Annotated in this window: 6 protein-coding genes and 1 pseudogene; 5 read left to right on the forward strand and 2 right to left on the reverse strand. The window is 36.7% G+C overall.

The annotated features are described in order from the left end of the window. Positions 1 to 144: 144 nt before the first annotated feature. A complete protein-coding gene (locus O5Y44_RS07660; RefSeq protein ID WP_271965470.1) occupies positions 145 to 357 on the reverse strand; it encodes a DUF2922 domain-containing protein in 213 nt (70 codons plus the stop codon). Between the two features lie 20 nt (positions 358 to 377). Next, positions 378 to 572: a DUF1659 domain-containing protein gene (locus O5Y44_RS07665; RefSeq protein WP_371465872.1), complete on the reverse strand. Its 195-nt coding sequence runs from the start codon at positions 570 to 572 to the stop codon at positions 378 to 380. A gap of 221 nt (positions 573 to 793) precedes the next feature. On the opposite strand from O5Y44_RS07665, the gene O5Y44_RS07670 reads away from it, so the two are divergent. From O5Y44_RS07670 to O5Y44_RS07690, 5 genes and pseudogenes are all read left to right on the forward strand, one after another. Further along, positions 794 to 1,372: a hypothetical protein gene (locus tag O5Y44_RS07670; RefSeq protein WP_271987409.1), complete on the forward strand. Its 579-nt coding sequence runs from the start codon at positions 794 to 796 to the stop codon at positions 1,370 to 1,372. A 146-nt stretch (positions 1,373 to 1,518) separates the two neighbouring features. After that, positions 1,519 to 2,118, forward strand: a complete 600-nt coding sequence (locus O5Y44_RS07675; RefSeq protein WP_371465873.1) for a sarcalumenin — start codon at positions 1,519 to 1,521, stop codon at positions 2,116 to 2,118. Positions 2,119 to 2,215: 97 nt separating this feature from the next. Next, on the forward strand, positions 2,216 to 3,346 hold the full coding sequence (locus O5Y44_RS07680) for a tRNA(Met) cytidine acetate ligase (RefSeq protein ID WP_371465874.1): 1,131 nt from the start codon (positions 2,216 to 2,218) through the stop codon (positions 3,344 to 3,346). A 604-nt stretch (positions 3,347 to 3,950) separates the two neighbouring features. Further along, positions 3,951 to 8,912, forward strand: a complete 4,962-nt coding sequence (locus tag O5Y44_RS07685; protein ID WP_371465875.1) for a sialic acid-binding adhesin — start codon at positions 3,951 to 3,953, stop codon at positions 8,910 to 8,912. Between the two features lie 12 nt (positions 8,913 to 8,924). Beyond that, positions 8,925 to 16,469, forward strand: a pseudogene (locus O5Y44_RS07690) (DUF1542 domain-containing protein); the annotation flags it as partial. Positions 16,470 to 16,493: the final 24 nt, after the last annotated feature.

Genomic DNA, 16,493 nt, shown 5'->3' on the forward strand with positions numbered 1-16,493 from the left:
AAATTTTTTCCTATGTTTTGTAGAGTGTTGTCTAATTTTAATAAAAAGAATACCGCAACAAATATAGGAAAGCCTACAGTATTAATGAAATTTAATATATCCATAAAAAAAGGTGCGGAATTAACCGCACCTCCCTCCCTTCTATTATTGAAGTTCGCTTGCTTCACGTGTAACGTAAGTAGCTTTTTTAAAACCTGTTAGAGTATGTTTGTCGTTGTTAAATACTTTTGTATCAACAATTTTTTGAGCAACAGCCTCAACAGTAGCTTTACTTAAATTTTCTTTTGGATGTGATAAAGCGATGTGATAAGTTTTTTTATTTTCTGTATTGAAATAAATATTTAATTTTTTCTCCATAATGTGTTTTTCCTCCTAAATTATAGTGCTTCTTTTGTGTTGATAGTAATAGTATCAATATTTTTATCGATAAGTTTTTTTAATTCTTCCCCAACCTCTTTTAAAATGTTGTCCTCAGTGTTTGGAGCAACCTCAAAGTTATAACTTTTAATAACTTGTTTTTGGTTTTTCTCTTCACCATAGTTTAAATGTAAAACTTTTTTTAATATACTCATTTTGAAATCTCCTTTGTTGTTTGTTATTTGTCTTTGGCCTCTGACATTATACTTACCGAAATAACTAGCTATAAATTGTCAAAAAATAATTTTATTTTCTAAATATTAGTTTTAGTTTAAGTTTTAAGTACAATTTAATTTGAATAGAGTATAATAAAAAAGTAGTGGAAATATACTAGAAATAGTATTATAATATATTAGTAACGAAGGAGGGGAATATAATGAAAGATAATAGATTGTTGAAAGTATTATGGGGTATAGTATTAGCTATATTCTTATGTAGTGCGCTGTTCATAGGGATAAGTTATTTCACTGGTGGAGATAGTTCGAGTAAGAAAAAGGATAATGATACTACAGATGTATCTTCATCGAAAACTAAAGATAAAGAGGATTCTAAATCTAAGTCAAAAGAGAAAAGTGATGAGGAGAAATACAGAGAAAATAAAGATTCTAATGATGGTAATAGTTCATCTTCTTCAAGTACTCCTAAATCAGAAAGCAACAAGTCAAGTGACAATAACGGATCTGTAAGTAATAGACCAACTAACAACAGCAATACTGCTTCAAATAGTAATAATACTACTAAGAAAGAAGAAGTAAACACTGATAATAAAGAGAATAATAGTAGTTCAACTTCTAGTAATACATCATCACAAGGAACATATGGTAGTTCAGCTGATGCTAAAAAATATGCTAATGATGAAATAGCTAGATTAGCAAAAGAAAATAAAAAACACTATAGTTATACTGTAGACAGAAATAACAAAGGTGAATTTGTTGTAAATATTAAAGAAGGTTAGAATTTAAAAGCACAGTCTTTAGGAATATATTAAAGACTGTGCTTTTATTATGCGTAAAAAAGAGAGAATAAATATCTGTTTATTTTAGCAAAATATTATAATAAGTGGTATAATATAGGGTAAGTATAAAAGAGGATATGGAAATTATGAAAAAAAATAAGATTATGATATATAGCATTTTATCATGTATTATTGCAATTATTATTTTTTTAACAATCAGTTATTTTGGTAAGGAGGAACCTGTTCAGAAAAAGGATTCATCACAAAGTGGAAATAAACAAGAACAGGTGGAACAGACGAAAGATAATAAATATAATGAAGGTAATAACCAATCTACAGGGGTGAAAAAAGAAGAAAACTCTGAATCGAAAGATGCTGAATCTAATAATAATGATAATAAAACCATAAAAAATAGAGAAAAAAATACAGTAAGAAACAGTGGTAATGAATCTCAAAAAAACACCAAGATCCAAGATTATAACGGGAAAAAACTTTCAGATTCAGAAGGTGTTGGAACGACGGGTAAAGTCTTTAAATCTCAAAAAGAAGCCTTAGATTTTGGGAAACAAGAGGTTAATAAACTAACAGAAGGAGATAAAAAACCTAGACAGTTTTCTATAAGTAAGGTTACTGCAAAAGATGGAAGTTTAGTGGGGTGGACTGTAGATATATTTGAAGATAATAGTGTTGAGAAAATAGTGTCTAGTCCAACAGAGGACACTGAAAAAAACAAAGATAAAGAATAGTGAGAAAGCGAGGGAATTACTTAGTATTTTAAAGTATTAAGTGAAAAACTCGCTATCTTTATATTTACACAAAGATAGTAAAAAGTGAGGTGAAAAAATGAAAATTGGAATAGTTGCAGAATTTAATCCATTGCATAGTGGACATAGATATTTAATAGAATGTGCAAGAAAAATAGCTAATGAAAATAATGGAGAAGTCATTTGTGTGATGAGTGAATTTTTCACTCAAAGGGGAGAAGTTGCGATAGTAGACGGATATACTCGTGCTAAAGAGGCTGTGAGAAGTGGTTGTGATATGGTTATTGCACTACCTTATCTAGGCAGTGTTGCATATGGTGACGACTTTGCAAAAAAGAGTATAGAGATATTGTCTGGTGCTGGGATAACTCATTTAATCTTTGGTACTGAAAATGAAGATGTAAGTATGTTTGAAGAAATTTACACAAAACAGCAAAATAAAAATAGAGAAGAATATAAAAAATTATTAAAAACTGGCCTTAATCATGCTAAAATCAATAGTGTATTATTTGGATTGGAAAATAATAATCCGAATTTTAGTTTAGCGTATAGTTATTATAAAGCTATTAGAGAAGCGAATTTAGATATTAAACTGATTCCTGTAAAAAGAGAAGGTCAAGGGTTAAATAGTGGTGATGTTTCTGAACAAGTGCATCTTAGTGCGACGGCTATAAGGAATAATATAAATGATGAAAAGATAGAAAAATATCTTTCAAAAGAAATGTTTGCTGATTTGAGAAAAGAAAATATGGCAGCTGAAGCAGAGTTATTTCCGTATTTAAAATACAAAATTTTAACCCTAGGTAAAGTGGGAATAGAGAAGATTTATGATGTTAGTGAAGGATTAGAAAATAGAATTTATGAAGCTTCGCTTAAGGTAGAGAATTATAGTGATTTAGTAAATTTAATAGCTACAAAAAGGTATAGCAATAAAAAAATTCAGAGGGCTTTACTTCATATTCTAACAAATACTACAAAAGAAGATTATAAAAAGTATTTTTCTACTAATAATTTTAGAGTGCTAGCTGTGAAAAAGAATAAAGCAGCGATTATTAGAGAAATTAATAGAGAGGGTAAAATTATTCTTCACCCACTTCTGAATAGTAAAAATAGTATGAATTTTGAACATGATATTAAAGTAGCTAGAATATATGAATTGCTGTTCAGTAAGAAAGATATTTTTAGAGAAAATATACAAATAATAGATTGATTTTTAAAGGGATGACTTGACAAAATTAATTTTGTTAAGTCATCCCTTTTTTGTTATGGATAATTAAAGTTTAATCTATGTAAATTCCAAAAAATTAACATTAGTTTACATATAAACTTTAACTAAAATTAATGTGATTATATTATAATATTTTATATTGAATTAATAATGATTATTTTAGAAAAACTATAATTGAGAAATATTTTTTGAATTATATGATTTATATAAACAAGTATGTAAGAAGTAAAGAAAAGGTTGAATTTCCTAGAAAAAAGTTACAAAAATAAGAAATGAAGAAGTTATAGTAAATGTGGTTTTATGATTCTTTTAAGATGGTTTTTATAAAGAATATAAAGTAATAATGTTAAGGATATTTTTGTTTTTCTTACAATGGGAAATATATTTTATAATTTAATATATATTATACTATTTATGAGTGGTTATAGTTTGAAAAAATTTTTGGAAATTGATAAGATATTAGTTATAGAATAATTATTATAAAATAGGATAGTAATGCGTACTGGGCTATGCTTTATTATTCTTTTAAATAAAGGGAAAAGTCAGTTAAGTCGAAGCAGAAAAAATTTTAAGGAGGGATGCATCGGTGATAGGAAAAAACAACCAATATTTAAAGAAAACAAAAGAAGGAACAAAAGTAGAAACTTACTCGATTAAAAAATTTAAAGTAGGTACTGCATCAGTAGTGATAGGTGCAAGTATCTTTTTTGGTGCTGGAGCAGTGGCACAAGCCGGTGAAGAAGTTTCAAAAAACACAACAACAGATAATTCAAAAAATGAGGATGCGACATTAGGTGGCGCTGTCTCTGAAAAAGTAGTTGCTAAACCAGTTGTAAAAGAAGCTACAAAAGAGGAAGTAGCGGCAGGTGTAGCGGCAAAATTAGGAGTAAAGGAAACTGAAAAAGAAGCCGAGAAAGAGCCTGCAAAAGCATTAGATAAAATACAATTATCAAGCTTTATTAGTGAAATTGAAGGAAAGATTTCAAGTGGAGCGTATGCAAATAAGACAGAAGAGAGCGTAGCTAATTTAATAGTTGACTTAAATTCGGCAAAAGCAACTTTAGAAAGTGCAACAACACAAGACGAATTAACTAAAGCATATCAAAAATTAGTGGTTTCTGTTAACTCAAAATTGAGAAACAAACCAGTCGAGAAAAAAGAAACTCCAGCGGTTAAGTCTATAACTTCGAATGAAACTGTAGGGAAAAAAGTAGAAGATACAGAGAAAAAAGTAGAGACTAACTCAATTGAAAATACAGGTTCTAAAGACCCACGTACTGGAAAAGAGATAGCGAAGAATACTGCATTCCGTGCGGCTGTTAATCAAGATCCAAAGGTAGATTTCACATTCTCGATTCCTTCAAAAAAAGAAATATATATATATAACGAAGAAAATTTTCGTTTAGAAATACCAGTATATTCTGAAACAGGAAAGATTCGTTATGCAACGATAAAACAAGGGTCTAGAAATAAATTTGCTAATGTTCCTGATACTACTGATCAGCTAGATATACAGTTTGGATTTACTGCTACAGTAATAAACCGTGATGAAATAGCTGGAGTCACCTCAGACGCTAGCAAGGAGAATCCTGCGAAAATCGTCATTACAGGTCGTCCAAATGATGTACTAAAAAATATGCCACAGTATACAAAACAAGAAAACCAAACATTAAATGTTGGTACTCGTTATATACAAGTAGTAGATGATCAAGGTAGAGAAAATCTTAAAAAAGGTACGGATATAACGGATCCAGGGTATTTCTACTTAGTGTTAAAATCACAAGCAAAAAAATATGCATTAAGATCCCAACCTACAGATGAAAAGATTTCTGTAAGTAGTTTAACAAATCCAACAGCAGAAGATTTAAAGAAAATCAAAGATAGCATTCAATTAGAATATTCACAAAACAATGAAGATGCAAGGTTTGCTAATAAGCGTGGAACATTGGTAGAACATCCTGAGGATGTTATCCAATCGGTTAGTATAGTTGGGAATAATATCGTTGTTACATTTACAGACGGTTCTACGAAGACAAAACCAGTAGGAGAGATAGTTAGAAAAAATACTCCTCCGACTGTCAATCTGCCATATTCAAACGAAGCGAATAGAAATATTTATATATATTCTGGAGAAGAAACAGATCTAACATTCACTGCAACAGATGAATCTAAGATTAAAGACTTAAAACTTCGTGGTCCTGGTGATATAAACTACAATAATACAACTAGTTTTGGTTTAGCGGTAGGGAATATCGTTGATAGTACAGTTACTAGTGGGGAAGGTTCTGTTTCTGAAAATAAGAAAACTGCTACGATTAAAATGACTGGAACTACTAGCTTAAGAGATGGTCAAAAATGGACAAGTATTATCGTTGCAAAAGACGACAACAACGGAGAAAGTGCACCTTTCAACGGAAGAATTAATGCAACTACTAATCCAGCTGAACGTCAAAAAATAGAGGGATATGTTGAATTTGTAGTAAAAAACCAAACAAAAAAATATGATATTAAAGCACCAGAAGGTAAGGTAAGTGTAGTAGACCCTACGAATGTAACTGCAGAAGAATTTGAAAAAATTAAAGAAAAAGTAAAAATCGAATACTCTCAAACTAATGATGATACAAATCTTACAAGTAAGAGAGGACAAGCTGTAGAAAATCAGGCAACAAGAATTTCTACGATTACAAAAGATGCTAGTGGAAATCTTGTTGTAACTTACAAAGATGGTTCAACTGATACAAAATCTTTATCAGAGTTCACAAGTTTAAATAAACAACCAGCAATTGATGCAATTAATACAGCTGCAGACAATAAAATTGCGGAAATTAATTCAAATGCAAACGCAACTGCAGAAGAAAAAGCGGCTGCAATCGAAAAAGTTAATGCCGATAAGACGAAAGCTTTAACAGCAATTAACGATAACTCGGTAACGACAAAATCAGCATTAGACAATGTGAAAACATCAGGAACAACAGCAATTAGCAATGATAATCCTGTAGCAACGAAGAAAGATACAGCAAAAGCAGCAATCGATACAGCTTTAAGAGAGAAAGAAGCAGCAATCGATGCGAATAATGCATTAACGACAGAAGAGAAGAATGCAGCAAAAGCAGATGCACAGGCAAAAGCAACTGCAGCGAAAACAGCGATCGACAATGCAACAACAAATGCAGCTGTAGACTCAGCTAAAACGGCGGGAACAACAAGTGTAAGTTCAGTAACACCAACAGCGACGGCAAAACCAGCGGCTAAAAAAGCAATAGACGAGGCTCTTAAAGCGAAAGAAGCACAACTTGATGCTCGTGCTGACTTAACAGATGAAGAGAAAAAAACGGCGAAAGCTGATGCACAAGCAAGAGCAACTGCAGCAAAAGTAGCTATCGACAATGCGACAACAAATGCAACTGTAGAGAGTGCTAAAACATCAGGTGTTGCTGATGTGGAAAGTGTCAATCCACAAGCAAGTCAAAAGAAAAATGATGCAAAAAATGCTGTAGATGAAGCATTAAAAGCAAAAGAAGCAGCTATCGATGCTCGTACAGACTTAACAGCGGAAGAGAAAGCAAAAGCTAAGGAAGATGCAAAAGCCAAAGCAGATGCAGCGAAGCAAGCAATCGATAATGCGACAACAAACGCAGTAGTAGAAAAAGCTAAAAATGATGGGGCTGCATCAGTGGATTCGGTAAATCCAACAGCACAAGCCAAGCCAGCGGCTAAAAAAGCAATAGACGATGCACTTAAAGCTAAGAACGACGCAATCGATGCACGTACAGACTTAACAGACGAAGAAAAAACTGCAACGAAAGCTGATGCGAAAGCAAAAGCAGACGCAGCAAAAACAGCAATTGATAAAGCAACAACAAATGATGCAGTAACTCAAGCTAAAAATGATGGAGCAACATCAGTCGATTCAGTAAATCCAACAGCTGAGGCGAAGCCAGCGGCTAAGAAAGCAATAGATGATGCACTTAAAGCTAAAAACGATGCGATCGATGCGAATAACGACCTAACAGCTGAAGAAAAAGCAAAAGCTAAGGAAGATGCTAAGGCGAAAGCAGATGCAGCTAAGCGAGCGATTGACAACGCAACAACAAATGCTGCAGTAACTCAAGCTAAAAATGATGGAGCAACATCAGTAGACTCAGTAAATCCAACAGCTGAGGCTAAGCCAGCAGCTAAGAAAGCAATAGACGCCGCACTAAAAGCTAAAAACGATGCAATAGACGCCCGTACAGACTTAACAGACGAAGAAAAAACTGCAGCGAAAGCTGACGCAAAAGCAAAAGCAGACGCAGCAAAACAAGCGATCGACAACGCGACAACAAATGATGCAGTAATTCAAGCTAAAAATGATGGAGCTACATCAGTGGATTCGATAAATCCAACAGCGCAAGCAAAGCCAGCAGCGAAGAAAGCAATAGAAGATGCGCTTAAAGCTAAAAACGATGCAATCGATGCTCGTACAGGTTTAACAGATGAAGAGAAAACTGCAGCGAAAGCTGATGCGAAAGCAAAAGCAGATGCAGCGAAAACAGCAATCGACAATGCGACAACAAACGCAGCGGTAGAACAAGCTAAGGTAGATGGAGCAACATCAGTAGATTCAGTAAATCCAACTGCGCAAGCAAAGCCAGCGGCTAAGAAAGCAATAGAAGATGCGCTTAAAGCTAAAAACGATGCAATCGATGCTCGTACAGATTTAACAGATGAAGAGAAAACTGCAGCGAAAGCTGACGCGAAAGCAAAAGCAGATGCAGCGAAAACAGCAATCGACAATGTGACAACAAACGCAGCGGTAGAACAAGCTAAGGTAGATGGAGCAACAAGTGTAGATTCAGTAAATCAAACACCAGTGGCAAAACCAGCGGCTAAGAAAGCGATAGATGATGCTCTAAAAGCTAAAAACGATGCGATCGATGCGAACAATGACTTAACAGCTGAAGAAAAAGCAAAAGCTAAGGAAGATGCGAAAGCAAAAGCAGATGCAGCGAAAACAGCAATCGATAACGTGACAACAAACGATGCAGTAACTCAAGCTAAAAATGATGGAGCAACATCAGTAGACTCAGTAAATCCAACAGCTGAGGCTAAGCCTGCAGCTAAGAAAGCGATAGATGACGCACTTAAAGCTAAGAACGACGCGATTGATGCGAATAACGACTTAACAGCGGAAGAGAAAGCAAAAGCTAAGGAAGATGCAAAAGCAAAAGCAGACGCAGCAAAACAAGCGATTGACAACACGACAACAAACGTAGGTGTAGACCAAGCTAAAGCAAACGGAACAACAGAAGTAAACAATGTAAATCCGACCCCAGTCGCTAAGCCAACAGCTAAAAAAGCAATAGATGACGCACTAAAAGCTAAAAACGATGCAATCGATGAGAACAACGACTTAACAGACGAAGAAAAAACTGCAGCTAAAGCAGATGCAAAAGCTAAAGCAGATGCAGCAAAACAAGCGATTGACAACGCGACAACAAACGCAGGTGTAGACCAGGCTAAGACAGACGGAGCAACATCAGTAGATTCAGTAAATCCAACAGCATAAGCTAAGCCAGCGGCTAAGAAAGCAATAGATGATGCACTTAAAGCTAAGAACGACGCAATCGAAGCAAACAACGACTTAACAGACGAAGAAAAAACTGTAGCTAAAGCAGATGCAAAAGCTAAAGCAGATGCAGCAAAACAAGCGATTGACAACGCGACAACAAACGCAGGTGTAGACCAAGCTAAGGCAAACGGAACAACAGAAGTAAACAATGTAAATCCGACCCCAGTCGCTAAGCCAACAGCTAAAAAAGCGATAGATGATGCACTTAAAGCTAAGAACGACGCAATTGATGCGAACAACGATTTAACTGATGAAGAGAAAACTGCAGCAAAAGCAGACGCAAAAGCAAAAGCAGACGCAGTAAAACAAGCTATCGATAACGCAACAACAAACGCAGGTGTAGACCAAGCTAAGACAGACGGAGCAACATCAGTAGATTCAGTAAATCCAACAGCGCAAGCTAAGCCAGCGGCTAAGAAAGCAATAGATGATGCACTTAAAGCTAAGAACGACGCAATCGATGAGAACAACGACTTAACAGACGAAGAAAAAACTGCAGCTAAAGCAGATGCAAAAGCGAAAGCAGATGAAGCAAAAACAGCGATTGACAACGCGACAACAAACGCAGGTGTAGACCAAGCTAAGGCAAACGGAACAACAGAAGTAAACAATGTAAATCCGATCCCAGTCGCTAAGCCAGCAGCTAAGAAAGTAATAGACGATGCACTAAAAGCTAAAAACGACGCGATAGACGCCCGTACAGACTTAACAGACGAAGAAAAAACTGCAGCAAAAGCTGACGCAAAAGCAAAAGCAGATGCAGCAAAACAAGCGATTGATAACGCGACAACAAACGCAACGGTAGACCAAGCTAAGACTAACGGAACAACAGAAGTGAATAATGTAAACCCAACGCCAGTAGCGAAACCAGCAGCTAAGAAAGCAATAGATGATGCGTTAGCTGAGAAGATTAAAGCAATCGAAGCAAACAATGACTTGACTGATGAAGAGAAATCTACAGCAAAACAAGAAGCGCAAGACAAGGCGGCTGTAGCAAAACAAGCAATCGATAACGCGACAACAAACGCAGCAGTGGAACAAGCTAAAGCTAACGGAACAACAGAAGTAAACAATGTAAATCCAACAGCAGTAGCGAAACCAGCGGCTAAAAAAGCAGTAGAAGATGCGTTAGCTGATAAGATAAAAGAAATCGAAGCAAACAACGACTTGACAGCGGAAGAGAAAGCAGCAGCTAAGGAAGATGCTAAGGCGAAAGCAGATGCAGCAAAACAAGCGATTGATAATGCGACAACAAACGCAGCGGTAGACCAAGCTAAGACTAACGGAACAACAGAAGTGAATAATGTAAACCCAACGCCAGTGGCAAAACCAGCGGCTAAGAAAGCGATAGACGATGCCCTAAAAGTTAAAAATGATGCGATTGACGCGAACAACGACCTAACAGCTGAAGAAAAAGCAAAAGCTAAGGAAGATGCTAAGGCGAAAGCAGATGCAGCAAAACAAGCTATCGACAACGCGACAACAAACGCGGGAGTAGAGCAAGCTAAGGCTAATGGAACAACAGAAGTGAACAATGTAAATCCAACACCAGTAGCGAAACCAGCGGCTAAGAAAGCAATAGAAGATGCACTTAAAGCTAAGAACGACACAATCGATGCGAACAACGACTTAACAGATGAAGAGAAAACTGCAGCGAAAGCTGACGCAAAAGCAAAAGCTGACGCAGCAAAAACAGCAATCGATAACGCGACAACAAATGATGCAGTAACTCAAGCTAAAAATGATGAGGCAACAAGTGTAGACTCAGTAAATCCAACAGCGCAAGCTAAGCCAGCAGCGAAGAAAGCAATAGAAGATGCGCTTAAAGCTAAAAACGATGCAATCGATGCTCGTACAGATTTAACAGATGAAGAGAAAACTGCAGCGAAAGCTGACGCGAAAGCAAAAGCAGATGCAGCGAAAACAGCAATCGACAATGCAACAACAAACGATGCAGTAACTCAAGCTAAAAACGATGGAGCAACATCAGTAGATTCAGTAAATCCAACAGCTGAGGCTAAGCCAGCAGCGAAGAAAGCAATAGATGTCGCCCTAAAAGCTAAGAACGACGCAATCGACGCGAATAACGACTTAACGGCTGAAGAAAAAGCAAAAGCTAAGGAAGACGCAAAAGCAAAAGCTGACGCAGCAAAAACAGCAATCGATAACGCGACAACAAATGATGCAGTAACTCAAGCTAAAAATGATGGGGCAACAAGTGTAGACTCAGTAAATCCAACAGCGCAAGCTAAGCCAGCAGCGAAGAAAGCAATAGAAGATGCGCTTAAAGCTAAAAACGATGCAATCGACGCGAACAACGACTTAACAGCTGAAGAAAAAGCAAAAGCTAAGGAAGATGCAAAAGTAAAAGCAGATGCAGCAAAACAAGCAATCGACAATGCAACAACAAATGCAGGAGTAGAACAAGCTAAGGCCAACGGAACAACAGAAGTAAACAATGTAAACCCAACACCAGTAGTAAAACCAGCAGCTAAGAAAGCAGTAGAAGATGCGCTTAAAGCCAAAGAAGCAGAAATCGATGCTCGAGATGATCTTACAGCTGAGGAAAAAATAGCAGCTAAAGAGGAAGCAAAAGCAAAAGCCGATGCAGCAAAACAAGCAGTTGATAAAGCGACAACAAATGCTGATGTTGAAAATGCAAAAACTACTGGGGTAGCAGATGTAAACTCATTGAATCCAGTAGCGGTTAAGAAACCAGAGTCTAAAAAAGCAGTTGATGAAGCCCTTAAGGCAAAAGAAGCAGAAATTGATGCGAATAATGACTTAACAGCAGAAGAAAAATTAGCAGCTAAGGAAGAAGCAAAAGCAAAAGCAGATGCAGCTAAGCAAGCAATAGATGAAGCTGATACAGATATTAAGGTTGATGTAAATAGTGTATCTGGTTTAAGTGATGTAAATTCATTTAGTCCAGAACCAGTTAAGAAATCAGAGGCTAAAAAAGCAATAGACGCAGCTCTAGAGAAAAAAATAGAAGAAATTGATGCTCGAGATGATTTAACAACTGAAGAGAAAACTGTAACAAAAGCTGAAGCAGAAAACAAAGCTAATCAAGCAAAAGAAGCAATAGATGCAGCAGATACTGATATTAAAGTTGATGTAAATAGCGTTTCAGGTTTAAGTGATGTTAATTCGTTTAGTCCAGAAGCAGCTAAGAAACCAGCAGCTAAACAGGCAATAGATGATGCGTTAAAAGCAAAAGAAGATGCAATCGATGCGAATGATGACTTAACAGCAGAAGAAAAAGTGAAAGCCAAAGCAGAAGCTAAGGCAAAAGCCGATGTAGCGAAAGAAGCAATCGACAATGCGACAACAAACGCAGAAGTGGAACAAGCTAAGACTGCAGGAGCAACAAAGGTAGATTCAGTAAATCCGTTAGCGGTTAAGAAACCAGAAGCTAAGAAAGCAATAGACGAAGCACTGAAAATTAAGAATGACGAGATTGATGCTCGCACAGATTTAACAGATGAAGAGAAATCTGCAGCTAAGGCGGAAGCTAAGAAAAAAGCAGATGCAGCGAAAGAAGCAATCGATAACGCAACAACAAATGCAGAAGTGGAACAAGCTAAGACTGTAGGAACAACAAAGGTAGATTCAGTGAACCCGTTAGCGGTTAAGAAACCAGAAGCTAAGAAAGCAATCGAAGATGTGCTAAAAGCTAAGAATGATGCAATAGACGCAAACAATGACTTAACAGATGAAGAAAAAACTACAGCTAAGGCAGAAGTCAAAGCCAAAGCAGACGCAGCGAAAGAAGCAATCGATAACGCAACAACAAACGCAAAAGTGGAACAAGCTAAGACTACAGGAACAACAGAAGTAAATAATGTAAATCCAACGGCAGAAGCGAAACCAGAAGCTAAGAAAGCGATAGATGATGCGCTGAAAGCTAAGAATGACGAGATTGATGCTCGTACAGACTTAACAGATGAAGAGAAAACTGCAGCTAAGGCGGAAGCTAAGAAAAAAGCCGATGCAGCGAAAGAAGCAATTGATAATGCAACAACAAATGCAGAAGTGGAACAAGCTAAGACTACAGGAACAACAAAGGTAGATTCAGTGAATCCGTCAGCAGTTAAGAAACCAGAAGCTAAGAAAGCAATCGACGATGCGCTGAAATCTAAGAATGATGAGATTGACGCTCGCACAGACTTAACAGACGAAGAGAAAACAGCAGCGAAAGCAGACGCGAAAGTAAAAGCAGACGCAGCAAAACAAGTAATCGATAATGCGACAACAAATGCAGGAGTAGAACAAGCTAAGGCTAACGGAACAACAGAAGTAGATTCAGTAAATCCAACGGCACAAGCCAAGCCAGCGGCTAAGAAAACGATAGATGATGCGCTGAAATCTAAGAATGACGAGATTGACGCTCGTACAGACTTAACAGATGAAGAAAAAATAGCAGCGAAAGCTGATGCTAAAGCGAAAGCAGACGCAGCAAAACAAGCAATCGACAATGCGACAACAAACGCAGCGGTGGAACAAGCTAAGGCTAACGGAACAACAGAAGTAAACAACGTAAATCCAACGGCAGAAGCAAAACCAGCGGCTAAAAAAGCAATAGACGATGCGCTTAAAGCTAAAAACGATGTGATCGATGCACGTACAGACTTAACAGACGAAGAAAAAACTGCAGCGAAAGCTGATGCGAAAGCAAAAGCTGATGCAGCAAAACAAGCAATCGACAATGCGACAACAAACGCAGCGGTAGAACAAGCTAAGGCAAACGGAACAACAGAAGTAAACAATGTAAACCCAACACCAGAAGCAAAACCAGCAGCTAAGAAAGTAATAGACGATGCGCTTAAAGCTAAAAACGATGCAATCGACGCTCGTACAGACTTAACAGATGAAGAGAAAACAAAAGCTAAGGAAGATGCAAAAGCGAAAGCAGACGCAGAAAAACAAGCAATCGACAATGCGACAACAAATGCAGAAGTAGACCAAGCTAAGACTGCTGGAACAACAGAAGTAACTTCAATAGATCCACAACCAGTAGCGAAGCCAGAAGCTAAGAAAGCAATCGATGATGCGCTAAAAGCTAAGAATGACGAGATAGATGCACGTACAGACTTGACTGATGAAGAGAAAACTGCAGCAAAAGCATACGCGCAAGCAAAAGCTAATGCAGCAAAAGAAGAAATCGACAAAGCGACAACAAACGCAGAAGTAGACAAAGCTAAAACTAATGGAACGTTAGTCGTAACTTCAGTAGATCCACAACCAGTAGCGAAGCCAGAAGCTAAGAAAGCAATTGATGATGCACTAAAAGCTAAGAATGATGAAATAGATGCGCGTAGAGACTTAACAGACGAAGAAAAAGTCAAAGCAAAAGAAGAAGCTAAGGAAAAAGCAGATGCAGCTAAGAAAGCAATCGATAGAGCGACTACAGATGAAGAAGTAGAACAAACTGAGATTAATGGAACAACAGAAGTAAAAGTTGTAAATCCACAACCAGTAGCTAAAACAGCTGTGAAGCAAGCAATCGATGAAGTGCTTAAAGCTAAAAATGACGAGATTGACGCTCGTACAGACTTAACAGACGAAGAGAAAATTTCAGCTAAGGCAGACGCAAAAGCTAAGGCAGACGCAGCAAAAGAAGGAATCGATATCGCAACAACAAATGCAGAAGTAGACCAAGCTAAGACTGCTGGAACAACAGAAGTAACTTCAATAGATCCACAACCAGTAGCGAAGCCAGAAGCTAAGGAAGCAATCGATGAAACATTGGAATCTAAGAATGATGAGATTGATGCACGTACAGACTTAACAGACGAAGAGAAAACTGCGGCGAAAGAAGAAGCTAAGGCGAAAGCCGATGCAGCGAAAGAAGCAATCGACAAAGCGACAACAAATGCAGAAGTAGACCAAGCTAAAGCTAACGGAACAAAAGAAGTAGCTTCAGTAGATCCAGAAGCGTTAGTAAAATCTGTAGCTAAGAAGGCTATAGAAGATAAGTTAGCAGAACAACTTAAAGTTATCGCAAATACTCCAGATGCTACTGATGAAGAGAAAAAAGCAGCAGCTGACCTAGCCAAACAATTAGCAGAAATAGCTAAGAAAGCTATTGATGCAGCTAGGGAAAATGCAGATGTGAAAAAATTACAAGATAACTCTAAAGTGGAAATTGAAGAAGCAGTACCATTTGTAGAAGATAAACCTAATGCAAGAAAAGCAATAGATGCAGTAGTGAAAGTTAAGAAAGCAGCTATTGATGCGAGAACGGATATTTCTGATAAAGTTAAAGAACTTCTTAAGGCAGAAGTTGATGAAATTGCAGCACAAGCTAAAAAAGCTATCGATGCAGCTTCAAGTGTTGATGAAATTAACAAGATAGAAGAAGCTAAGAAATCAGAAATCAAAGCTGTTGAAGAAGTTAGAGTTCCTGCTGAAAAAGTAATTGTAGCAGATCCGACTAACTTAACGGACGAAGAAAAAGCTAAAGTATTAGCGGCTATTAAATCAGTAAATCCAGATGTGAAAGAAATAACACAAGATGCAAAAGGAAATGTTATAGTAATAACTGCAAATGGGCATAAACAAGTTATTTCAGTTGCACAAGTAACAAAAACAGAAGTAGATCTTGCTAAAGAAAATGCTGGAAATGTGGTTAATACACCTGTAGCTAAGACGGCTGTAGCGGATGTAACAAAACTAACAGAAGCAGAAGAACAAGAAATCGTAGCTAAGGTTAAGGCGGTAAATCCTGGAGCAACAGTAGCTATCGATGAAAAAGGTAATATCATTGTAACTAATGGAGAAGGTTTAGTATTCGTACTTCCAGTTCTAGATTTAGTTGTTCCAACTGATAAATTGTCTGATATTACTGCGAATAGTAAGGTTAATACACCTGCAATAAGAACGCTAGTAGCGAATAAAGGAAGTTTAACACCAGAAGAAATAGCTAAAATTAAAGTGGCTATCGAAGAAATTAATCCTGGAGCAATAGTTGTAGTGGATGCAAAAGGAAATGCTACTGTGACTACGAAAGACGGTAAGTCTATGACGATATCTTCAGATGTATTAGTGAAAGATGCTGCAGATGTAGCTGTTAAGAATAATGGAGAGAATATTAATCTTGATTTTGATAAAGAAGTAGTTGCGGACATTAACAATCTAACTGAATTTGATAAAGAAAAAGTTAAGTTCAAAGTGTTAGGAGCTATAAGAGAAGCAGTAGAACTTGTTGTTGATGCAAAAGGAAATGTAACTGTAATTCTTAAAGATGGAAGAACATTTACTATTCTAGCTAAAGATATCTTTGAACAACGTAAAGAAGTAACTGTAAACTTACCTGAAAAAATTAAGGTTAAAGATGCTTCGAACCTTACAAAAACTGAAAAAGAAGCTGTTAAACAAGCTTTAATAACTGCAAATCCAAACTTGAAAGATGCTAAAATTACAATTTCAAGCACAGGTGAAACAACAGTTGTTTACCCAGATGGACAAGTGATAGTAATTTCAGCTAAAAACCTAGTGGTTACTGAAAAAACAACA

The organism is Gemella sp. 27098_8_155 (assembly GCF_041433725.1).
Classification (GTDB): Bacteria; Bacillota; Bacilli; order Staphylococcales; family Gemellaceae; genus Gemella; species Gemella haemolysans_D.